Here is a 25,888-nt window from a genome sequence, read left to right as displayed (position 1 = left end):
CGGGAAGCTGGATCGAGCCGCGCTGCCCGCGCCGCAGCGCGCGGCGGTGGAGTACCGGGAGCCGGAGTCGGTGGTCGAGCGGGCCGTGGCGCGCATCTTCGGCGAGGTGCTGCAGTGTGATGGGATCGGGCTGGACGACGACTTCTTCGCCCTCGGCGGCAACAGCCTCATCGCCACTCAGGTGGCGGCGCGGCTCGGGGCGGAACTGGGTTGCCGCCTCGGTGTGCGGGAGTTGTTCGCCGCCACCACGGTTGCCGAACTGGCGGCGCTGATCGGCGATCGCTTTCTCGACGAGGATGCCGAAGCCGGTCCCGCTCTGGAGGTCCGGCCGCGCCCGGAGGTGCTGCCGCTCTCTCCCGCCCAGCAGCGCATCTGGTTCCTGAACCGCTTCGAACGCTCCAGCGCCGGCTACAACATGCCGTTCGTCCTGCACCTGCGCGGTGTACTCGAGGTCGACGCGCTCCGCGCCGCCCTGACGGACGTGCTCGCCCGCCACGAGGTGCTGCGCACCGTCTTCCCACAGTCCGCCGACGGCACCGCCCACCAGCGCATTCTGCGCCCGGACGAGGTTTCTCCGCTCGGTCCGGTGGAATCGCTCATCGCCGCAGCGGTATTGCTGAGCGGCAACGAATCACCAGCGTCCATACTGCCGGATTCTCTCCGCGGCGTCGTTGACTCGTCCGCCGCGCGGAATGATTCCTCTGCGCGGGTGGCGGATGACTTCGCCGTGCGGGTGGTAGGCAGCTCTGCTGCGGGGGCGGCGGATGACTCTGCTGCGGGGGTGGTGGATGGCTCTGCCGCGCGGGTGGGGGATGACTTTGCCGCGCGGGAGGCGGATAGTACTGCCCCGCCGGTCGCCGACGGCACTGCCGCGCTGGTGGCTGCGGCGCTGGAGGGGGAGCTGCGGGAGTTCGCGGCGGCGGGTTTCGACCTGCAGAGCGAGATTCCCTTCCGCGCCAGGCTGTTTCAGGTCGGTGATGATGAGTATGCGCTGGCGGTTGTGTTGCATCACATTGCGGCGGATGGGCTATCGCTGCGGGTGCTGGCGCGGGATTTGGCGGAGGCGTATGGGGCGCGGCGGGAGGGGCGGGGGCCGGGGTGGGTGGGGTTGCCGGTGCAGTATGCGGATTATGCGCTGTGGCAACGGGAGAGGCTGGGGGCGGCGGAGGATCCGGAGTCGTTGCTGGGGCGGCAGCTGGAGTTCTGGACCGATGCGCTGTTCGGGGCGCCGGAGCAGATCGATCTGCCGGCGGATCGGGCGCGGCCGCCGGTGGCCAGTGGACGCGGCGGGGTGCACACGATCGAACTGCCGGCGGAGTTGCATGCTCGGATAGCGGATACTGCACGGGCACAGGGTGTTTCGACGTTCATGCTGGTGCATGCGACGTTGGCTGTGTTGCTGTCGCGGTTGTCCGGTTCCGCTGATGTGGTGATCGGGACGCCGGTGGGTGGCCGGGGTGCGCGCGAATTGGACGAACTGATCGGTATGTTCGTTAATACGCTGCCGCTGCGCACGCGGGTCGATGCGCGGGCGCCGTTCACCCGTTTGCTGGCACAGGTGCGGGAGGCCGACCTCGCTGCCTTCGCACATGCCGACGCACCGTTCGAGCAACTCGTCGAAGTACTGAATCCGGCCCGGTCACAGGCCCGTCACCCGGTGTTCCAGGTCATGCTGGCCTTTACCGGTGCGGGGAATATCGGTGTCGAACTGCCCGGATTGCTTGCCACGGCAGGTACGCTGGACACCGGAGTGACCAAGTTCGACCTCTCGGTCGCGGTCACCGAAAGCTTCGCCGGTGCCGGTCCCGGGGAAGGTCCGGCACCGGCGGGGATCCAGGCGGAGTTCAGCTTCGCACTGGATCTGTTCTCCCGCGCCACCATCGCCGAGTACGCCACCTGGTTCGTGCGTTTGCTCGATGCCGTCGGCACCGCCCCGCAAACCCTGGTTGCCGAACTGCCGCTGCTGGCCGCCGATGAGCGTCGCCGGGTGCTGGAATCCGGTGCGGCTCCGGCGCTCCCGGCGGCAACGGGAGTGCGGACCGTGGTCGCCGCCTTCGAGGAACAGGTGCGGCGCGCCCCCGGCGCGGTGGCCGTGATCGACGGCCCCTGGCTGCTCACCTACGGGGAGATGTCCGCGCACGTCAACCGGCTTGCCCGGCTGCTCGTTTCGCTCGGGGTCGGTCCGGACGCCCTGGTGGTGCTGGGTATGCGCCGATCGGCGGAGTTCGTCCTCGCCGCGTATGCCGTGCTCACGGCGGGTGGGGCGTATGTCCCGGTCGATCCGGATCAGCCTGCCGCGCGGCTCCGGCACGTTATTGAAACCGCCCAGCCGGTATGCATTTTGACCACCTCGGCCGACGGCTGGCGGGCGGATGCGGACGCTCGCGGCGACGGCGAGCGCATTCGCGTGGTCGCGGTGGATACCGCCGAATTGTCCGGCTTCGCCGCCGATCCGGTCGCGGATGACGAACGCGGCGGACCGCTGCACCCGGATGCGCTGGCGTACGTGATTTTCACATCCGGATCCACCGGACGCCCCAAAGGCGTGGCGGTGCGCCATTGTTCGGTCGCCAACCAGATCGACTGGATCGCCGCCGAATACGGTATCGACCGCGACGAGGTGGTGCTGTTCAAGACGCCCGCCACCTTCGATGTCTCGGTGTGGGAGCTGTTCGCCCCGCTGTGCCGAGGCGGTCGCCTGGTGGTGGCCGAGCACGACGGGCACCGCGATACCGCCTACTTGGCGGAGACCATTGCGCTGTACGGCGTGACCATGACCTCGTTCGTTCCGTCCATGCTGGCGGTGTTCGCGAGCGCGGCGCGGGCGGACGAACTCGCTTCGCTGCGCGCGGTGCTCGTCGCCGGCGAGGCCATGACGAGCGAGGCCGCCGCCGGTTTCGCGACGGTGAGCAGGGCCGAACTGCACAATCTGTACGGGCCCACGGAATTCACCGTGCACGCCACCCATGCGCCGGTCGATCCGGAGGGAACCGGTCCGGTGCCGATCGGCCGCCCGGTCGCGGGCAATCGGGTGTACGTGCTGGACGAGCGGCTGCAGCCGGTGCCCGACACCGTGATCGGCGAGCTGTACCTGTCCGGCGTGCAGCTGGCGCGCGGCTATCACGGCCGCGCCGATCTCTCCGCCGAGCGCTTTGTCGCGAACCCGTACGGACCGGCTGGTTCGCGCATGTACCGCACGGGCGATCTGGTGCGCCGCACCCGTGGCGGCGTGCTGGAATACCTGGGCCGCAGTGACTTCCAGGTGAAACTGCGCGGTCAGCGCATCGAGCTCGGCGATATCGAGGCCGCGCTCACCGCCGCGGCCGATGTGCGCGCGGCCGCCGTGACCGTGCACAAGCACCACAGCGGCGAACTCCTGGTGGCCTATGTGGTCACCGATCTGCCCGAGGCGGAGCTCACCGACATTCTCGGCGACCGGGTGCGCGCGGCCCTCCCGTCGTACATGGTTCCCACCGCCTACGTGCGCCTGGACTATATGCCCCTCACCGCCTCCGGCAAGCTGGACCGCAAGGCCCTGCCCGAACCGGAACTACGCGCTCGCGCCTTCCGCGCCCCGGCCACTCGTGCCGAACGCGCGGTCACGCGGGTCTTCGCGGAGGTGCTCGGCGTGGACCGGGTCGGCCTCGACGACGACTTCTTCGCCCTCGGCGGCAATTCCCTGGTGGCGACCCAGATTTCGGCGCGACTGGCGGACGTTCTGGCAGCCGATGTGCCGGTGCGCGCCCTGTTCGAATATCCGACGGTGGCCGGACTGGCCGATCGCCTGCGACGTGGTGCGGCCGAATACCGCAAGCCGCTGGTGGCCCGGGTGCGGGCGGACCGGCGGGCGGATCCGGTGCCGCTGTCCTACGCGCAGCAGCGCATGTGGTTCCTCAATCGATTCGACAGCGCCTCGGTGGCGGACAATCTGGTCGCCGCCATCCGGCTCAGCGGTCCACTCGACCAGGCCGCTCTGGCCGCCGCGTTCGCCGATGTGGTGGAGCGGCACGAGGCGCTGCGCACCGTGTATCCGGCGGTGGACGGCATCGGCTATCAGCGGGTCCTGCCGGTCTCCGCGGTCGGGCTGGATCTCACCCCGGAGGCCATCGGCGCGGACCTGCTGGACGAGCGCATTCAGGCCCTTGCCGCACGGCCTTTCGCGGTGAGCGAGGAGGTGCCGCTGCGGCTGGCCCTGCTGCGCGTGGCGGCGGACGACCGCGGCGGCGAGGAGCACGTGCTGGTGTTCGCGGTGCACCACATCGCGGCGGACGGCTGGTCCATCGCACCGTTGACCCGGGATCTCATGAGCGCGTACGCCGCTCGCCGGGCCGGAGACGCCCCGCAATGGGAACCGCTGCCGGTGCAGTACACGGATTACACGCTGTGGCAGCGCGAGCTGCTGGGAAGCGCCGATGATCCGGAATCGCTGCTGTCCCGGCAGCTCGGATTCTGGCGGGACGAATTGTCCGGGCTGGCACCGGAATTGCCCTTGCCGGCGGATCGGCCGCGCCCGGCCTCCGTCTCCGGACGGGGCGCGGCCCACGGCTTCACCCTCGACGCGTCGCTGCACCGGAGCCTGCTGGAACTCGCGGAGCGCAACCAGGCCTCGCTGTTCATGGTGGTGCACGCCGCCTTCGCCGCTCTGCTCTCGAAACTATCGGCGCAGCAGGATATTTCGATCGGGACGCCGGTAGCGGGCCGCGGTGAGCAGGCCCTCGACGGGCTGGTCGGGATGTTCGTGAACACTCTCGCGCTGCGCACCGAGGTGCTGCCGCGACAGTCGTTCGCCGCCCTGGTGGCGGCGGTGCGGGAAGCGGATCTGCGGGCGTTCGCGCATGCGGATGTGCCGTTCGAGCGGTTGGTGGAGGCACTGGCGCCGGTCCGGTCGCCCGGCTTGCATCCGCTGTTCCAAGTGGTGCTGGACTTCCAGAACACCGCGCAGGCCGAGCTCGAGCTGGCCGGGCTGGCGGTATCGCGGCTGAATATCGACACCCGCACCGCCAAGTTCGATCTCCAGCTGTCGGTGCGTGAGCACTCCGGTGCGGCGGGGGAGACCGGCGCGCTCGACGCGGTATTCACCTATGCCACCGATCTTTTCGATGCCGAGACCATCGCGGTGCTGACGGAGCGGTTCGAGCGAGTGCTGCGGGCGGTGGCGGCCGATCCGATGATCGCCGTCGACGATATCGAGGTGCTCACCGCAGGGGAGCGGCAGCGGGTACTGCACGACTGGCCGGTCACCGGTGCGGATATCGCCGAGAACACGACTGTCGCAGCACGTTTCGCCACGGCGGCGCGGATCGATCCGCAGGCGATCGCGGTGCGCGCGGGCGATGTCACGCTGACCTACGCCGAGCTCGACTCGCGCGCCAACCGGTTGGCCCGTCGTCTCATCGCCGCCGGAGTCGGCCCGGAATCGCTGGTGGCCGTGGCGCTTCCGCGGTCCGTCGAGCTGGTGGTCGCCCTGCTGGCGGTGGTGCAGGCCGGCGGCGGATATCTGCCCATCGATCCGAACTATCCGGCGGATCGGATCGAATACGTCCTCGATGACGCGCGCCCGGTGTGCGCCGTTACCAATGCCGCGGCACAGCTGCCCGCGGCGTGGTTCGACGGGACCGTCATCGACCTGGACACCGTGGATCTGGCGGGCTATCCGGAGGGGCCGATCACCGATCGGGACCGGCGGTCGCCGCTCGATCCGGCGCATACCGCCTATGTCATCTACACCTCCGGTTCGACCGGTCGCCCCAAGGGCGTGGTGATCCCGCACCGGAATGTGATTCGGCTGCTGGACAATACGCACGACCGCTTCGGATTCGATGCCTCGGACGTGTGGACGCTGTTCCACTCCTATGCCTTCGACTTCTCGGTCTGGGAGCTGTGGGGCGCGCTGCTGTACGGCGGGCGCGTGGTGGTGGTCGACTACTTCACCTCGCGCTCACCACGGCAATTCCGGGAACTGCTCGCCGCCGAGCGGGTGACCGTGCTCAATCAGACGCCGTCGGCCTTCTACCAGCTCGTCGCCGCCGATACCGAGGCGCACGGCGAGCTCGCGCTGCGATACGTGATCTTCGGCGGTGAGGCGCTCGAACCGCAGCGGCTGCGCGGCTGGTTCGCCCGGCACCCGCAGGCTCCGGCGCTGGTGAACATGTACGGCATCACCGAGACCACGGTGCACGTGTCGTATCGGAGCATGGCGCCCGGTACGGGTGCGGCCAGTGTCATAGGCGGTCCGCTGCCGGGTCTGACCGTGCGCGTGCTGGATGCGCGGCTGCGGCCGGTTCCGGTCGGCGTGCCCGGTGAAATCTATGTCTCCGGTGGGCAGCTCGCGCGGGGCTATCTCGCGCGTCCGGCCTTGTCGGCGAGCCGGTTCGTGGCCGATCCGCACGGGCCCGCCGGATCGCGCGCCTACCGGTCCGGCGATCTGGCGCGCTGGACCAGCGGTGGTGAGCTGGAGTATCTGGGCCGCGCCGATCAGCAGGTGAACCTGCGCGGGTTCCGTATCGAACTCGGTGAGATCGAGGCGGCGCTGCTGGCGGAGGCCACCGTGCGGGAGGCCGCGGTGGTGGTGCGGCACGACGGTCTGGTGGATGAGGATCGGATTGTCGGGTACGTGGTTCCGGCGGAACGGGATGCCGCACCTGATACCGGGGTGCTGCGGCAGGCCCTGACCGGTCGGTTGCCGGAACACATGGTGCCCGCCGCCATCGTGCTGGTCGAGCGAATCCCCTTGACCGTCAATGGCAAACTCGATCGGGCGGCATTGCCCGCGCCGGTGTTCGGGACGGTGGCCTATCGGGCGCCCGGCGCCCCGGCCGAGGTCGCGGTGGCCGAGGTCTACGCCGAGCTGCTCGGCGTCGCGCGCGTGGGGCTGGACGACGACTTCTTCGCACTCGGCGGGAGTTCGCTGCTGGCGGCCCGCGCGGCTGCGCGCATCGGAGCGGCCCTGGACTGCGACCTTCCGGTGCGTGCCCTGTTCGAGGCCCGTACCGTGGCGGCGCTGGCGAACTACGCGCAAGCGTCGACGGGCGCGGGCGGGAGATTGCCGCTGCGTGCCATGGATCCACGCCCGCAACGGATTCCGCTGGCCGCGGCACAGCGGCGCATGTGGTTCCTCAACCGGTACTGGGCCACGGAGGACAGCGCCGGGCCCGGTGCGGCCGCTGACAATATTCCGCTGGTCATCCGGTTCTCCGGGGATCTGGACGAGGCGGCGCTGCGGTCGGCGCTGGCGGACCTGGTGGCGCGGCACGAGACGCTGCGCACCGTTCATCCGGATGGACCGGACGGGCCGGAACAGGTGATTCTCGCTGCCGCCGAACAGGTTCCGGCATTGGCGGCCGAGCCGATCGCGGCCTCGGACCTGCCCGCGAGGTTGGCCGCAGCCGCCGCCGAGCCGTTCGACCTGACCGTCGAAACACCGCTGCGGGCCGCGCTTTTCACGGTCTCGCCGACCGAGCACGCATTGGTGCTGGTGCTGCATCACATCGGCGCCGACGGCTATTCGCTCGGTCCGCTCGCTCGTGATCTGATGACTGCCTATACGGCCCGGCACGCGGGCCAGGCTCCGGGCTGGGAGCCGCTGCCCGTGCAGTACGCCGATTACACGCTGTGGCAGGCCGAAACCCTGGGCGCGGACGACGATCCGGAGACGGTGGCGCACCGTCAGCTGGCGTACTGGCGGGACCGGCTGGCCGGTCTGCCCGAACAATTGGATCTGCCCGCCGATCGCCCCCGGCCGGCGGTGTCCTCGCATCGCGGCGGCACCCATCGCCTCGCGGTGGATTCCGACCTGCACGGTGAACTCACCGAGCTGGCGCGCAAACAGGACACCACCTTGTTCAGCACCGTGCACGCGGCGCTCGCGGTCCTGTTGTCCCGCCTGTCGGGCAGTGCCGATATCGCCATCGGCACTCCGGTCGCCGGGCGCGGTGAGCAGGCCCTCGACGGTCTGGTCGGCATGTTCGTGAACACCCTCGTGCTGCGCACCGAGGTGGATCCGCGGGCCGGTTTCGACACCGTCCTGGACATGGTGCGGGCGGACGATATCGCCGCGCTGTCGCATGCGGACGTGCCGTTCGAGCGGTTGGTGGAGGTGCTGGCCCCGGCGCGATCGCAGCATCGGCATCCGCTGTTCCAGGTGGGGCTGACCTTCCAGAATTTCCCGCTGCCCGCCCTCGAACTGCCCGGCCTGCGGATTCGGCCGGAGCAGATCGATGCGGGCGTGGCCAAGTTCGATCTGCAGTTCACCGTCACCGAAGTCGTCGGCGCGGACGGCCGCGCCGGTGGCATGGATGTCGAAATCACCTATGCCCGGGACCTTTTCGACGCGGGCAGCATTGCGGTGCTGGCGCGCCGGTTCGAGCAGGTGCTGGCGGCGGTGGCCGCCGACCGCACGGTCGCGGTCGGCGATATTCAGCTGTTGAGCGCCGAGGAGCAGCGGCGCGGGCTCTACGAATGGCCGGTGGGCGATGCGGATATCGCCGAAACCGTCACCATCGCGGAGCGTTTCGCGACGGCCGCGCGCATCGATCCGGAGGCCGTGGCGGTCCGGGCGGGGGAGATCACGCTGACCTACCCGGAGCTCGATGCCCGCTCGAACCGGCTGGCGCGCCGGCTCATCGCGGCCGGCGCGGGACCGGAAGCGCTGGTGTGCGTGGCGCTCCCGCGGACCGCCGATGTGGTGGTGGCGCTGCTGGCGGTGCTCAAGTCCGGGAGCGGTTACCTGCCGATCGATCCGAACTATCCGGCGGACCGCATCGAGTACGTGCTGGACGACGCGCGTCCGGTGTGCGCGGTCACCAGCGCCGCCGCCCAGTTGCCCGCGGGCTGGTTCGGCGGTCCGGTCATCGATCTGGATACCGCTGAGCTGTCCGGCTTTTCGGACGCCCCGGTCACCGATGCCGACCGGCGCGGCGCGCTGCGGCCGGAGAACACCGCGTACGTCATCTACACCTCCGGTTCCACCGGCCGCCCGAAGGGCGTAATGGTGCCGCACAGCAATGTGATTCGGCTGCTGGACAATACGCACCGCGAATACGGTTTCGGTCCGTCGGATGTGTGGACGCTCTTCCACTCCTACGCCTTCGACTTCTCGGTGTGGGAGTTGTGGGGCGCGCTGCTGTACGGCGGGCGCATCGTGGTGGTCGACTACCTCACCTCGCGATCACCACAGCAGTTTCTGGAATTGCTGGCTGCCGAACGGGTTACGGTGCTCAACCAGACCCCGTCGGCGTTCTACCAGCTCATTTCCGCCGACGCGGAGTCGCATCCGGAGCTGGCGCTGCGGGTCGTGATTTTCGGTGGCGAGGCGCTGGAGCCGAATCGCTTGCGCGGCTGGTTCGCTCGGCGTCCGCAGCGTCCGGTCCTGGTGAACATGTACGGCATCACCGAGACCACGGTGCACGCGTCCTACCGGGCCGTCGGGCCGGAGGACGGCTCGGCCAGCGCCATCGGCGGCGCGCTCGCGGGTCTGACCCTGCGGCTGCTGGACTCCCGGCTGCGGCCGGTGCCGGTCGGGGTGCCCGGTGAAATCTATGTCTCCGGCGGGCAATTGGCGCGCGGTTACTTCGCCCGCCCCGCCCTGTCGGCCGGGCGCTTCGTGGCCGACCCGTACGGCCCGGCCGGATCGCGGACCTACCGCTCGGGCGATCTGGCGCGCTGGACCGCGGACGGTGAGCTGGAATACCTCGGGCGCGCCGACCAGCAGGTGAACCTGCGCGGCTTCCGGGTCGAGCTCGGTGAGATCGAGCAGGCGCTGCTGGAGCAGCCGGGCGTTCGGCAGGCAGCGGTCGCGGTGCGCCGGGACGCGGCCGTGGACGAAGACCGGATCGTCGGCTACGTCGTGGCCGGCGCGGCCGACGTCGATACGGCCGCGCTGCGGCAGGCGGTGGCGCGGCGGCTGCCCGAGCACATGGTCCCCGCCGCCCTCGTGCTGCTGGATCGAATCCCGTTGACCGTCAACGGAAAACTCGATCGCGCTGCACTGCCGGACCCGGTGTTCGAGACCGCCGTCTACCGGCGGCCCGCGACCTTGGCCGAGGAGATCGTGGCGGGCGTCTTCGCCGAACTGCTCGGCCTGGACCGAGTCGGCTCGGACGACGACTTCTTCGCCCTCGGTGGAAGTTCGCTGCTGGCGGCCAAGGCGGTCGCCCGGATCGGCGGGGTGCTCGGCGCCACCGTCGGGGTGCGGGCGCTGTTCGAATCCTCCCGGGTGCGTGAACTCGCGGCTCGTATCGGCGCCGGCGCGGAGTCGGCGCGTCCCCCACTGGTCGCGGGCGAGCGTCCCGACCGGCTGCCGCTATCACCCGCCCAGCAACGCATGTGGTTCCTCAACCGCTTCGACCGCACCTCCACCGCGTACACCATTCCCCTCGCACTGCGGCTCCGCTCGGCCTCCGGCGCGCTCGACGTGGAGGCATTGCGGGCCGCGGTAGGGGATGTGATCGGACGGCACGAGACCCTGCGCACCGTCTACCCCGAGACCGCCAACGGTCCGGCCCAGGTGATCCTGCCCGCCGAGGACGCCGCGCAGCCGCTGATCCCGGTGGACATCACCGAAGCCGAACTGCCGCAGCGAATGCTGGATCTGGTCGCCGCCGGATTCGATGTCACCACCGAGGTCCCGGTACGACTGCGACTGTTCCGCATCACCGATACCGACCCGAGCGAGCACGTCTTTGCCGCTGCGCTGCACCATATTTCGGCGGACGGCTCCTCGATCGTCCCCTTCGTCCGCGACCTGATCCACGCCTACGGCGCGCGGCTGGCGGGCGAAGCGCCGGTCTGGTCGCCGCTGGCGGCCCAGTACGCGGACTACGCCCTCTGGCAGCGGACCCTGCTGGGATCCGAAGACGATGCCGAATCGGTTGCCGCGCAGCAGATCGCGTACTGGAGCAATGCCCTCGCCGGGCTGCCGGAACAGCTGGACCTCCCCACCGATTACCCGCGCCCGGCCCGGCAGAGCCTGCGCGGCACCCACGTCGACTTCCCGATCGACGCGGAACTGCACGCCCGTCTTGCCGAGGTCGGCCGTCGCCGGGGCGCAACGCTGTTCATGGTGGTGCACGCGGCCTTCGCGGCACTGCTGGCCCGCCTCTCGGGTAGCGCCGATATCGCGGTCGGCACCCCGATAGCGGGCCGCGGCGAAGCCGCCCTCGACGACATCATCGGCATGTTCGTCAACACGCTGGTGCTCCGCACCGGCATCGACCCCGCCGAACCGTTCACGGACCTGCTCGACCGTGTGCGCACCACCGATATCGCCGCCTTCGCCCACGCCGACGTCCCCTTCGAACGCCTCGTCGAGGTCCTGAACCCGGCGCGCTCCACCGCCCGCCACCCCCTGTTCCAAGTCGGCCTGTCCTTCCAGAACCACGCCCGAGCCACCCTGCACCTCCCCGGTCTGGACATCTCGGATATCGAATTCGACAACGACACAGCCCAATTCGACCTGCACCTGTTCGCGATCGACCACTACTCCGACACCGGCGCCCCCACCGGCGTCGACCTCACCCTCCGCTACGCCACCGACCTGTTCACCGCCGCCACCGCGGCCCGGTTCGCCGACGCGCTGCGCCGGGTCCTGGAAACCATTGCCGCCGAACCGGAAACCAGGATCGGCGCAATAGATCTGCTGGGCGGGGAGCTGCGGCATCGGATGCTGGTCGAGTGGAACGACACCACCCACCCGGTCCCCGGCCATACCCTCGCGGACCTGGTGGACGCCCAGGTCGCGAGCACACCGGCTGCCCCCGCCCTCGTCATTCCGGCGGGCTCTCGGCCGGAACCTCGCGGTGGATCCCGGCCACAACCACGCCGGGATGACGGAGGATGCGAGGTTTTGACCTACGCCGAGTTCGATGCGCGGGTGAATCGGCTGGCGCGGTGGCTCATTGCGGGCGGGGTCGGGCCGGAGCGGACTGTGGCGCTGGCTATGCGGAGGTCCGTCGAGCTGGTTGTCGCGATGTACGCGGTGGTCAAGGCCGGTGGGGCGTATGTGCCGATCGATCCGGATCATCCCGCCGACCGGATCGCGTATGTGCTCGAGACGGCCGCGCCGGTCTGCGTGCTGACCACGAGTCGAGACGGGTTCGAGGTCGACTCCCATCGTCATCCCGGCGCGCTTCTTGGCCGGGATCCACACGATGTCGTGGATTTCGGTGCTGGTGTGGATTCCGGCCAAAAGCACGCCGGAATGACGGGGCAGGTGCTGCGGGTCGATGAGCTCGACCTGACGGGGTACTCGGGTGCGCCGATCGCCGACGGTGAGCGGGTGTGCCCATTGCGGGCGGCTCATCCGGCGTATGTCATCTTCACCTCGGGGTCGACCGGTGCGCCCAAGGGCGTGGCGGTCCCGCATTCCGCCATTGTCAACCAATTGCAGTGGCTGCGGACCACGTTCGGGCTGGGGCCGGCGGATCGGGCGCTGCTCAAGACGCCCGCGACCTTTGATCTGTCGGTGTGGGAGTTCTGGTCGCCGCTGGTTACCGGCGGTGGGCTGGTGGTCAGCGCGGCTGGTGACGAGCGGGATCCGGACCGGCTGCGCGAGCTGATGAGCGCGTACGGCGTCACGGTGCTGCATCCGGTTCCGTCGCTGCTCGGCATGTTGCTGACCGCTGGGCCGCTGCCCGCTTCGGTGCGGGCGGTGCTCACCATCGGTGAGGCGCTGCCTGCCGCCACCGCAGCGGAGTTCCTCGACCGGCATCCGTCCGGGAGTGAGTCCGCCGCAGGGCTTTTCAATCTGTACGGGCCTACCGAGGCCGCGGTGTCGATTACCGCATACGAGGTGCGGCAGCCGCCTGCGCATACGGTGCCGATCGGCACACCGGCTTGGAACAGCCGGTGCTATGTCCTCGATGCTCGCTTGCAGCCGGTGCCCGTCGGAGTTCCGGGTGAGCTGTACCTGTCCGGTGCGCAGTTGGCCCGTGGCTATCACGCGCACGCTGCCCGTACCGCCGAACGCTTTGTCGCCGATCCCTTCCATCCCGCCGGGGCGGAGGCCGACGGTCGCATGTACCGCACCGGCGATATCGTGCGGTGGCGTGCGGATAGCAGCCTGGAGTACCTGGATCGCGCCGACTTCCAGGTGAAGGTCGGTGGCCATCGCATCGAGCTCGGTGAGATCGAGACGGTGCTGCGCCGGCAGGAGGGTGTGACGGCGGCGGTCGCGGTGGCTCGCACCGGCGCGGCGGGCGCTCGGCTGGTCGCCTATGCGGCGGTGCCGGACGCCGAACCGGAGCGCTACGACGAAGTCGCCGCGGAATTGCGTGCCGCACTGGTCGCGGGCCTGCCGCAGTACATGGTTCCGGCGGCAATCGTGGTGCTGGATGCATTGCCGCTCAACGCCAATGGGAAGGTGGATCGCCCACGGCTGCCGGAGCCAGTGTTCGCCGCGGCGGTGCACCGGGAACCGGTGACGCGGCTGGAGCGGCTGGTGGCGGCGGCGTTCGCCGAGGTCGCCGAGTTGGCAGACGTTCCGGGGCTGGATTCCGATTTCTTTGCGCTGGGCGGAAATTCGCTCATGGCGACGAGGCTGGTGGCCCGGCTGGGTGCGGACCTGGGCGTGCACGTGCCGGTGGCAGCCGTCTTCGAAGCGCCGACGGTGGCGGGACTGGCCGAACGTTTAGCGAGCGCCGACGCGCGTGATGCGCGCCCGGTTCCTGTGCGCCGCAGTACGACCGGACCCGCGGCGCTGTCGCTGGCGCAGCAGCGGATGTGGGTGGTCAACCGGCTGCACCCGGATTCGACGGCCTACCACGTGCCCGCCGCGATTCGCCTGACAGGCGCGCTGGATCGGGACGCTCTGCACGCCGCATTGCTGGACGTGCTGGGCCGCCACGACATTCTGCGCACCCGATTCCCGGAAGTGGACGGCGAGCCGGTGCAGCAGGTGCTTCCGGTGACCGACCTCCGGCTCGATCTCGAGCCGGTCCCGGACGACGGCCGGGACATCGAACAGCGGATCGCCGACATCATGGCCGCAGGCTTCGATGTCACCGCCGAGCCGCCGGTGCGGGTGCGGCTGCTGGTCGACGGTGCCGAGGCGCATGTGCTGGTCGTGGTTCTGCATCACATCGCGGCGGACGGCTACTCGGTCACGCCCATGACGCGGGATCTGGTGCTCGCCTACACGAGCCGGGCGCGCGGTGACGTGCCCGCCTGGGAACCGCTGCCGATTCAGTACGCCGATTACAGCGACTGGCAGCGGCAGGTGCTCGGTGACGACAACGATCCGCGGAGCGTGCTGTCACGGCAGCTGGCGTTCTGGACCGATGAATTGGCCGGTGTGCCGGACCATCTGCCGCTGCCCACCGATCGGCCCCGTCCGGCACGGCGGGATATGCGTGGCGCGACAGTCGATTGCGAGATCGGTGCAGATCTCACCTCCAACCTGGTAGCGGTGGCCCGCGCACACGAGACCACGCTGTTCGGCGTGCTGCACGCCGGATTCGCCGTCCTGCTGTCGAAGCTGTCGGGCCTGCACGACATCGCAGTCGGCACGCCGGTGGCAGGTCGTGGTGATCGGGCGCTGGACGACATGATCGGCATGTTCGTGAACACGGTGGTGCTGCGCACCGATATCGACGCGCGAGCGCCCTTCCACGATTTGCTGCGGCAGGTGCGCGACCGCGATCTGGCCGCCCTCGCACACGCCGACGTGCCGTTCGAGCGTGTGGTGGAGGCCGTGCTGTCCGGTTCCGGCCGGTCCCGGTCCAGCGCGCACACGCCGCTGTTCCAGGTGCTGTTCACCTACCAGAACATGCCGGCCGGCGCGATCGCGCTGCCCGGTCTCGCGGTGGAGGTGCTGGAACCCCGGCCGGCCGAGGCCAAGTTCGATCTGCAGCTCACCGCAGTCGAGCAGTACGGCGAACACGGGCGCGTCACCGGATTGCGCATGCAATTCACCTATGCCACCGATATTTTCGACGCCGAGACCGTGCGCCGCTGTGCGGAGCGACTGGTCCGGGTGCTCGAGACGGTGGCCGCCGATCCGGCGATCACGGTGCGCGCCATCGATATTCGTACCGCGGCCGAGCAGTCCGGCCCGGCACGGTCCGCGACCGGTGGCGCCGCCGACGTCGCCCCGGCCGACCTCCCGGCGCTCATTGCCGCCGCGGCGGAGCTCACCCCCGATGCGATCGCCGTCCGGCACGGCGATCACATCGTCAGCTACCGCGATCTCGCCACCAAGATCGCCGCCGTTGCCCGTTCCATGGGCGCGGCGGCGAAACCGGAAGCACTGGTGAATGTCGCATTGGCCGGTTTGGTGCCCGGCATTCTGGCCGCCCTGGGTGCGGGCGGCCTGTCCGAAGTCCTGCGCACGCTGTCCGGCGAGGCGCAGGCGGTGGTCCTTCGATCTGATCTCGAATCGGAAGGAGCCCTCTGATGTCCAATGCGGAGTCGGTCGCCCTCGGCAGGTACGGAAACAATGCGGCGCTGCGCAGCGCCTACGGCATCGCGGATCTGCCGCTCTTGATCGAGACGGTGGCGGCGCTGGAACCGGAGCGCATTGCCGTGCGGCACGCGGACGCCACCGTGTGCTACGCGGCGCTCGCCACGGAACTGGATGTGCTGACCGAGGCCATGGGCGGTGCGCTGGAACCCGAGGCGCTCGTTCAAGTGGTGGTGTCGGGCGCGCTGCCCGCGCTCATGGAGGGGGAGGAGGGCGCGCTGGCGCGGGTGCTGGGGGAGCTGCTCGACGATGCCGTCGCGGCGGCGGCCGGGGTGCTGACCCCGCGGCTGGCGCCGGTGGAGACGCTGGCCACGCTGTTCGAGGAGCAGGTGCGGCGCACACCGGACGCGGTGGCGGTGCAGTTCCGCGACGAATGTTTGACATATTCCGAGTTGGATGCCCGCGCGGATCGGCTGGCCCGCCGGCTGGCAGGCTCGGGCGTGGGCCCGGATGTGCTGGTGGGCTTGGCCGTTCGACGATCGGTCGAATTGCTGGTCGGCATGTACGCCATTCTCAAGGCGGGTGGCGCGTATGTGCCGCTGGATCCGGATCATCCGGTCGAGCGGTTGTCGTATGTGCTGTCGGTGGCCACCCCGGCGCTGGTGCTCACCACCACAGCCGACGAGCCGGAATTCGATGCCGCCGTGCCGGTCCTGCGCATCGACGAGTTCGAGGCTGCCGCACAGGCTTCCGAGGCGTCCGGCGATCAGCTGTCACCATCCGTGGATCTCTATGCCCTGCAACCGTTGTCGGACAATATCGCCTACGTCATCTTCACCTCGGGCTCCACCGGACGCCCCAAGGGAGTCGCGGTCTCGCACCGTGCCATCGTGGCGAATCTGCGCTGGCGGCAGCGCATGTATCGGCTGCACGAGGACGATGCCGTCCTGCAGAAGACTCCGTTCACCTTCGATGTCTCGGTGTGGGAGTTCTTCTGGCCCTTGCAGGTCGGCGCGCGGCTGGTGATCGCCGAGCCGGAGGGGCATCGCGATCCGGCGTATCTGCTGCGCACCATGACCGAGTACGGCATTACCGTCGCGCATTTCGTGCCGTCCATGCTGGCGGTCTTCGTGGCCGGGGCGGGTGAGGGCGTGCCGGACGCGCTGCGCGTGGTCTTCGCCTCCGGCGAGGCGCTGCCGGCCGCCACCGCGGCGGCCTTCCGCGATGTGAGCGGTGCGACGCTGCACAATCTGTACGGCCCCACCGAGGCCGCCGTCGATGTGACCGCGCACGAGGTCACCGGCGCGGATACCGATCAGGTGCCGATCGGCGCGGCCGCGGACGATACCGAACTGCTGGTGCTGGACGAGCAGCTGCGGCCGGTGCCGGTGGGCGTGGTCGGTGAGCTGTATCTGGCGGGCGTGCAATTGGCGCGCGGTTATGTGGCGCGTGCGGCGCTCACGGCGGAACGATTCGTCGCCAATCCCGAAGGCGCGCCGGGTGATCGGATGTACCGCACCGGTGATCTGGTGCGTTGGACGCCCGGGGTCGATGGTGGTCCGGCCGAGCTGGAATACCTGGGGCGCAGTGATTTCCAGGTGAAGCTGCGGGGATTGCGGATCGAGCTGGGCGAGGTGGAGGCGGCGCTGCTGCGCCACGATCGGGTGGCGCAGGCGGCGGTGCTGCTGTGGCACGGTCCCGCCGGTGCTCACCTGGTGGGCTATGTGGCGCCCGCCGGCGAGCTGGACACCGCCGCCGTGCTCGCGGCGGCGCGGGAGCGACTGCCCGAGTACATGGTGCCGTCGCTGCTGGTGCCGCTGGCCGAAATGCCGTTGAACCCCAATGGCAAGCTGGATCGCAGGGCCTTGCCGGAACCGGAATTCGCCGACAGCGAGAGCTCCTACCGGGAACCCGAAAGCGCTGCCGAGCGCGCGGTGGCGGCTGTTTTCGCCGATCTCCTCGGGGTGGAGCGAGTCGGCGCGGACGACGATTTCTTCGCCTTGGGCGGCAATTCGCTCATTGCCACCCGCGCGATCGCCCGGGTGGCCGAGGCCCTGCGGATCACCGTCGACGTGCGCGACTTCTTCGATCGGCCGACCGCGGCGGCGCTGGCCGCGCTCGCGGAGACCGCCGGCTCCGTACCAGCATTGCGGGCGCAGTCCCGGCCGGAGCGGTTGCCGTTGTCGCCCGCCCAGCAGCGCATATGGTTCCTCAACCGCCTGGCCCACACCGAATCCGAATCCGCCGCAGCCGGATTCGATGCGGCGGCGGTGGACAATGTGGCCGTCGCGCTCCGGCTGCGCGGGGAGCTGGACGTCGCCACGCTGGCCGCCGCGATCGGTGATCTGACGGCCCGGCACGAGGTGCTGCGCACCTATTATCCGCAGACTCCGGACGGGCCGGTGCAGGTCGTGCGCGCCGCTGTGGAGCTCGACCTGGATCCGGTCGATATCGCCGTGACCGCTGTGCGACCCGCCATCGAGGCGCTGGCCGGTCAGGGTTTCGATGTCGCCGAACAGATTCCGCTGCGCATCCGGCTGTTTCGCGCCGGTCCCGATGACCACACGCTGGCGCTGGTGGTGCATCACATCGCCGCCGACGGCGTCTCCATGAATCCGCTGGTGCGCGACCTGGCCACGGCCTATACCGCCCGCCGGGCGGGGGAGCGGCCCGGGTGGGCGGCGCTGGAGGTTCAGTACGCCGACTACACCTTGTGGCAGCGGGAGCGGCTCGGCGCGGAATCCGATCCGGGGGCCCTGGCCGCCCGCGAACTCGCCTTCTGGACCGCCGAACTCGACGGGCTGCCCGCTCGGCTGGAGTTGCCCGGCGACCGGCCGCGACCGGCGGTGGCCGGATATCGCGGGGCCACGGTCGAATTCGATATCGACCCGGCGCTGCGCGCCGCGATCGACCAGCTTGCCGCGCGGTGCAAAGCGACACCGTTCATGGTGCTGCATGCCGCGTTCGCGGCCTTGCTGGCCCGGTTGTCCGGCACTACCGATATCGCCATCGGCACCGCGGTGGCGGGCCGCGGTGAACGGGCTCTGGACGATCTCATCGGCATGTTCGTCAACACCCTGGTGTTGCGCGCCGAGGTGCGCGGCGAATTGTCGTTCGCCGAACTGGTTTCCGCGGTGCGGGAGCGTGATCTGCGGGCCTTCGCCCACCGTGAGGTGCCGTTCGAGCGACTGGTCGAGGTGCTCAATCCGGTCCGTGCCCGCAATCGGCATCCGCTGTTCCAGGTGGCGCTGTTCCTGCAGAACCTCGGCGTCACCCTGCCGGAGCTGCCGGGGGTCGAGGTGGAGCCGGTCGATTTCGATCCGGGCTTCGCCAAATTCGATCTACAGCTCACCATCTCCGACCGCGCCGCCGGGTACCGCGCCGAATTCACCTATGCCACAGAGCTGTTCGACGCCGCCACGGTGGAGGAGTTCGCCGCCAAGTTCACTCGCCTGCTGACCGCCGCCACCGCTGCCGCCGATCGCCCGGTCGGCGATATCGAACTGCTGGACGCCGGGGAGCTCGACTATGTCGTCGATTCCTGGAACGCCACCGGTCACAAGGTGCCGGATGTGTTCCTGCACGCCGGTTTCGACACCCAGGTCCAGCGCACACCCAAGGCGCGCGCCCTGATCTCGGGCACGGACGAACTCACCTACGCGGAGCTGGATGCCCGCATCAATCGTGTGGCCCGCGCGCTCATCGACGCCGGGGTCGGTCCGGAATCGCTGGTCGTGCTGGCCATGACGCGCTCGGTGGAGCTGGTGGTCGCCATGTATGCGGTGCTGCGGGCCGGTGGCGCGTATGTGCCCGTGGATCCCGCGCATCCGGCCGAGCGCATCGGCCATATTCTCGATACCGCGCGCCCGGAACTTGTGCTCACCACCGCCGCCGACGGATTCGCGCTGCCGGAGGGTACGCGGCTGCCGCTGTATCTGCTGGACCTGCTCGAGCTCGCCGAATACCCCGAACGCAAGATCACCGACCGCGAGCGGCGCGCCGCCCTGCACCCGGACCATCCGGCCTACGTGCTGTTCACCTCCGGCTCGACGGGCAGGCCCAAGGGCGTCGCCGTGAGCCATCGCGCCATCGCCAACCAGATGGCGTGGATGCACGCCGAATACGGGATCGGCGTGCGGGATGTGTACCTGCAGAAGACCGTCACCACCTTCGACGTCTCGCTGTGGGGCTACTTTCTGCCATTGCGGGCCGGGGGCACCCTGGTGCTGGCCGAGCCGGACGGGCACCGTGACGCCCGCTATCTCGCCGAAACCGTGGCTCGGTACGGTGTCACGCTCACCGATTTCGTGCCGTCCATGCTCGCGGTCTTCGCCACTCACGCGCAGCCGGGCGAATTGGATTCGCTGCGAGATGTTTTCGTAGCCGGAGAGGCATTTCCGGCCGAGACGGCCGCGGCCTTCCGCGCGGTGTGTGATGCGGGACTGCACAATCTGTACGGGCCCACCGAGGCCGCCGTCACCGTCACCTATCGCGAGGCCGGCGACGAGGCCACGGCGGTGCCCATGGGGGAGCCGGAGTGGAACACCCAGGTGTACGTGCTGGATTCGCGGCTGCACCCGGCGCCCATCGGGGTGCCCGGCGAGCTGTATCTGGCAGGCGTTCAGCTGGCGCGGGGCTATCACCGCCGGGTCGACCTGACCGCGGATCGATTCGTGGCCAACCCGTTCGGGCGGCCGGGAGCGCGCATGTACCGCACCGGCGACCTGGTGAAGTGGACCGCCGACGGTGAGCTCGTCTACCTGGATCGGCTCGACCTCCAGATCAAGTTCCGGGGCCAGCGCATCGAATTGGCCGATATCGAGACGGCGCTGTTGACCGCACCGGAGGTCGCGCAGGCCGCCGTCCGGGTGGTCACCGCCGAAACCGGCGACTACCTCGCGGGCTATGTGATCCGCACGCCCGGAAGCGATCTCGATACCGAGACGCTCACGGCCCGCGCGGCCCGGCTGCTGCCGCCCTATATGGTGCCCACCGCGATCGTGGAACTGGCCGAGTTCCCCCTGGGAGCCAGTGGCAAGCTCGACCGCAAGGCCCTGCCCGCACCGGCCGTGGCGGCCAAGCGCTTCCGCGCACCCGTCGACGCCGTCCAACGCCTGGTGGCCCGAGTCTTCGGCGAGGTACTGGGCCTGCCGCGCATCGGCCTCGACGACGACTTCTTCGCCCTCGGCGGCAGCTCGCTCTCCGCCACCCAGGTGACCGCCCGCATCGGATCCGAACTGGGCGTACGCATTCCGGTCCGCATGCTCTTCGACGCCGGTTCCGTCGAAGCCTTCGCCGCCGCGGTAGCCGAATCCTCGGGCACCGCGACACGTCCCGCGCTGACACCACAGCAGCGCCCGTCCCGGGTGCCGCTCTCACCCGCGCAGCAGCGACTATGGTTCCTCAACCGCCTGGAAAGCGAGCAGGACGCCCCCAGCCGCTACCACCTCCCGGTCGTACTGCGCCTGTCCGGCCGTCTCGACCTCACCGCCCTGCAACAGGCCGTCCTCGATGTGCTGGCCCGCCACGAATCCCTGCGCACCTACTACCCCGCCACCGAGTTCGGCCCGTACCAGAAAACCCTCGACGCCACCGACGTCGGCCTGAGCCTGAACCGGGTCCAGGTCCCGGAATCCGAGATCATCGCCGCCGTCACCGCCATCGTGTCCGCGCCGATCGACGTGACCCGCGAACTCCCGTCCCGCATAGCGCTACTCGTGCTCGACCGCGGCCCCGACGCCCCCTTGAACGCCGACGAGTACGTCCTGGTCATGGTCCTGCACCACATAGCCGGCGACGCACTGTCCCTGCCGCCCCTCGTAGCCGACCTCATGCGCGCCTACACCGCCCGCCACACCGGCCACGCCCCCGACTGGTCCCCCCTGACCATCCAATACGCCGACTACAGCCTCTGGCAGCACACCCTCCTCGGCTCCGAAACCACCCCCGGCGACCTCGCCCACCAGCAACTCGAATTCTGGCGCGACACCCTCACCGGCCTCCCCGCCCAACTCCCCCTCCCCACCGACCGCCCCCGCCCGGCGAACCCGCAGAACACCGGCGCCGCAGTCGATTTCACAGTGTCCGCTGAGGTCCTCATCGGCCTACGCGACCTGGCGCAAACGAACAACGCCACCGTGTTCATGGTGGTCCACGCCGCCTTCGCCGCCACCTTGTCCCGACTGGCGAACACCTCCGACATCGCCATCGGCACACCGGTCGGCGGCCGCGGCGAACGCGAACTGGACCCACTCATCGGCATGTTCGTCAACACCTTGGTGCTCCGCACCGAAGTGGACGGCAACGCCACCTTCACCGACCTCCTGACCCGGGTGCGCGATACCGACCTCGCCGCCTTCGCCAATGCCGAGCTGCCCTTCGAGCGCCTCGTCGACGCACTCGCGGTGGACCGCTCCACCGGCGCGCACCCCCTGTTCCAGGTCATGCTCAGCTTCGGCGAAGAGTCCGGCGCCGACACCGAGCTGCGGCTCCCGGATCTCACCGTGAGCCCGATCGAAATACCGGACCCAACAGCCAAATTCGACCTGCAACTAGTGATGACAGAGGCGGACGGCGATCGCCTCACCGCCAGTCTCCGCTATGCGACCGAGCTATTCGACGCCGCCACCGCCGCCGCTCTCACGACCCGATTCGAGCGTGTTCTACGAGCAGTGGCCACCGATCCGTCGGCACGAGTTGGCGACATCGACCTCCTGGACGCCGCGGAAAGAGATTCAGCACTGCGCGCGTGGAACGACACCGCCCGGCCGGTAGCGGGATGCACACTGGTCGATCTGTTCGTGGCACAGGCAGAACGCACCCCGGACGCGGCCGCCCTCGTCATTCCGGCGCGCTCTTGGCCGGAATCTCGCGGTGGATCCCGGCCACAAACACGCCGGGATGACGGTCCGGGCGATGACGGTCCGGGCGATGACGGTCCGGGCGATGACGGGACAGGTCGCGCCGAGGCAGGAACGCGCCGCGAGGTCGTGACCTACGCCGAGTTCGCCGCCCGCGTGCACCGCCTGGCCCGCCGCCTCATCGCGGCCGGAGTGGGTCCGGAAACCCGAGTCGCCCTGGGCATGCGGCGCTCGCTCGACTTCGTCGCCGCCGCCTACGCGGTGCTCGAGGCCGGTGGCGCCTACGTGCCCCTGGACCTGGACCAGCCAGCGGAACGCATCGCCGACGTGCTCGCGACCGCAACTCCGGTTTGCGTGCTCACCACCGCGCATGACGGTTTCGAGATCGGCCCGCTTCGTCATCCCGGCGCGCTTCTTGGCCGGGATCCACACGTCGCGGGGGATGTCGTTGCCGGTGTGGATTCCGGCCACAAGCACGCCGGAATGACAGGGGAGGTGCTGCGCGTCGATGAGTTGGATCTGTCGGACTACCCGGACAGGCCGGTCACTGATGCGGAACGAATCGCTCCATTGCGGTCGTCGAACGCGGCGTACGTGATCTTCACGTCGGGCTCGACCGGGCGGCCGAAGGGTGTGGCGGTGCCGCATTCGGCGGCGGTGAACCAGGTTCGGTGGATTACCGCCGAATATGGGCTGGATGCCGATGATGTGGTCTTGTTCAAGACGCCGCAGACCTTCGATGTGTCGGTGTGGGAGTTGTTCGGGCCGTTGGCGACCGGTGGCCGGATGGTCGTGGCAGCGGCGGACGGGCATCGGGATCCGCGGTATTTGGCGGAGGTGATCGCGGCCGAGCGGGTCACTGTGACCTCGTTCGTGCCGTCCATGCTGTCGGTATTCGCCCAGGCCGCCGAGCCATGGCAATTGGTGTCGTTGCGGGCGCTATTGGTGGCCGGTGAGGCGTTGACCTCGGATGCGGTGCGGGCGTTCCGCCGCATCAGCTCGGCGGAGCTGCACAACCTGTACGGCCCCACGGAATTCACGGTGCACGCCACCTTCGCGCCGGTCGCGGAGGATGTGCAGGGTGCGGTGCCCATCGGTCTGCCGGTGTGGAATGCGCAGGCGTATGTGCTGGATTCGCGTCTGCACCCGGTGCCGCAGGGTGTCGCGGGTGAGCTCTACCTCGCGGGTGATCAGCTGGCGCGTGGTTACGTCGGTCGGGCGGATCTGACCGCGGATCGGTTCGTGGCCAACCCGTTCGGGACCTCCGAGCGCATGTATCGCACCGGTGACCTGGTGCGCCGGGCCGCTGATGGTTCGATCGTGTACCTGGGCCGCACCGACTTCCAGGTGAAGCTGCGCGGTCTGCGCATCGAGCTCGGTGAGATCGAATCCGCGCTCACCGCACTGGATTCGGTGGATCGGGCCGTTGTGCTCGTGCGGGACGATCACGGCACGGGTGATGCGCTGGTTGCTTATCTCATCCCGGCGAATGGTGGCGAGCTCGCGGTTGACGAACTGCGGGCGGCGCTGGCTCGGCGGTTGCCGGGATATATGGTGCCGTCGGCTTATCAAGTGCTGGATGCCTTTCCGCTCAATGCCTCCGGGAAGCTGGATCGCCGGGCTCTGCCTGCTCCCGCACCGGTGCGGTCGGAGTTCCGGGCGCCCGTGGGGTCCGGTGAGACTCTGGTTGCCGATGTCTTCTCCGCTCTGCTGGGCGTGGATCGGATCGGGCTCGACGACGACTTCTTCGCATTGGGCGGGAACTCCCTCATCGCCACGCAGCTGGCTGCGCGGCTGAGCAAGGCCACCGGTGCGCCGGTGCCGCTGCGCGCTGTGTTCGAGGACTCCACGGTGCGCGGGTTGGCGGCGCGTATCCAGTTGGCGGACAGTGCGGTTGCCCCTGTGCTGCCGCCGGTGACCGTGCAGGAGCGTGGGGCGGAGATTCCGCTGTCCATTGCGCAGCAGCGCATGTGGTTTCTCAATCGGTTCGATGGGCGGGACGGGTACAACATCCCGTTCGCATTGCGGCTCACCGGTTCGCTCAATGCGGAGGCGCTGGAGGCCGCCATTGCCGATGTGATCGCCCGTCATGAGACGCTGCGCACGCTGTATCCGGAACGCGATGGCGCGCCTACGCAGCTGGTTCTGCCCGCGGGTACTCGGCTGGTGGAGCTTGCGGCAGAGTCGGTTTCGGCCGCGGAGTTGGGTGAGCGGGCGGAGTCGTTGGCGCACACCGTCTTCGACGTCACGGCCGAGGTCCCGTTCCGCGCGAAGTTGTTGCGCGTTGTGGATGAACCGAATACCCATGTCCTGCTGTTCGTGGTGCATCACATTGCGGCCGACGGGTGGTCTTTCGCGCCGTTGACCCGGGATCTCGCGCACGCCTATGTGGCCCGTTGCGCAGGGGTCGCACCGAATCCGACGCCGTTGCCGGTGCAGTACGCGGATTTCGCGCTCTGGCAGCGGGCCGCGCTCGGTAGTGCGGATGACTACAGTTCGGTGCTCGCGGGGCAGTTGCGGTACTGGACGCGTCGTCTGGATGGTGTGCCCGATGTGCTGGCGCTGCCGGGCGATCGGCCGCGGCCGGCGGTGTCCGGGAATCGCGGCGGGCTGGTGCGCGGTCGGCTGGATGCGGAATTGCACGCCGCTATCGGTGAATTCGCGGCCGAGCATCGGGTGACGCCGTTCGTGGTGCTGCACACGGCATTGGCGGTTGTGCTGTCCCGGCTTTCGGGGACGGCGGATATCGTCATCGGCGCGCCGGTGGCGGGGCGCGGTGACGAGGCGCTGGATGACCTGGTCGGCATGTTCGTCAATACGCTGGTGTTGCGCACCGCCGTGGCGTCCGATGCCGCGCTCGGTGAACTGCTCGCCACGGTGCGGGAGACCGATCTGGCGGCCTTCGAGCACGCTCTCGTCCCCTTCGAAATGCTCGTCGACGCCCTGAATCCGGTGCGCTCGCAGGCGCATGCGCCGTTGTGCCAGGTGACGCTGACCCTGCAGAACCATGAGCGGCCGGAGGTCCGGTTGCAGCGGCTCGCCATCGAGGCGCTGGAGGTGGAGGTCGGCGCCACCCAGTTCGACCTGGATTGGACACTGTCGGAGACCACCGACACCGAGGGGGCGCCCGCGGGCATAGAGGTGCATCTGGTCTATGCCCGCGACCTGTTCGATCCGGAGACCGTGGACGGTTTCCTCGCCGCTTTCGAACGGGTGTTGCGCGCACTGCTCACCGATCCGCGTGTCACCGCGGGCGAGGTGGAGATCATGTCGGTGGCCGAGCGCGGGGAACTGCTCTCGGACCGCAATGCCACCGCGCGGGTGTTGCCGCGCGAAACCTTGGCCGATCTGCTCGATCGGCGAGCCGCGACGGACCCGGAGACTGTCGCGCTCGTCTTCGACGGGGCTACCCGAACCTATGCCGAGCTGGCCGATCGTGCGAATCGTCTTGCGCGGTACCTGGTTTCGGCGGGCGTCGGTCCGGACGCCATTGTCGGCGTCACCGCCCAGCGGTCGTTCGACATGGTGACCGCGCTGTTCGCCATCGTGCACGCCGGTGCGGCGTATCTGCCCATCGACCCCGAGCACCCGGCCGACCGGATCGCCCATGTGCTCGCCGCGTCGCAGGCCACCC

The 25,888-nt window shown here is 69.4% G+C and carries 2 protein-coding genes (both only partly in view); both read left to right on the top strand.

The annotated features are described in order from the left end of the window. Positions 1 to 15,388, top strand: partial view of a non-ribosomal peptide synthase/polyketide synthase gene (locus ACFVIV_RS15915; protein ID WP_379196761.1) — the 3' portion only. 3,236 nt of this gene lie to the left of the window's left edge; the window shows 15,388 of its 18,624 coding nt (coding positions 3,237–18,624); the start codon falls outside the window, past its left edge; its stop codon occupies positions 15,386 to 15,388. Continuing rightward, on the top strand, positions 15,388 to 25,888 hold the 5' end (the start) of the coding sequence (locus ACFVIV_RS15910) for a non-ribosomal peptide synthase/polyketide synthase (RefSeq protein WP_379196759.1). It continues 15,356 nt past the right edge of the window; the window shows 10,501 of its 25,857 coding nt (coding positions 1–10,501); its start codon is at positions 15,388 to 15,390; its stop codon lies beyond the right edge, outside the window. The genes ACFVIV_RS15915 and ACFVIV_RS15910 overlap by 1 nt, the downstream gene beginning before the upstream one ends.

The sequence above is a fragment of the Nocardia sp. NPDC127526 genome, assembly GCF_042672265.1.
Taxonomy (GTDB): Bacteria; Actinomycetota; Actinomycetes; order Mycobacteriales; family Mycobacteriaceae; genus Nocardia.
The sequence above is the reverse complement of the archived record's forward strand: the minus strand, read 5'-3'. Positions and strand labels throughout refer to the sequence as shown.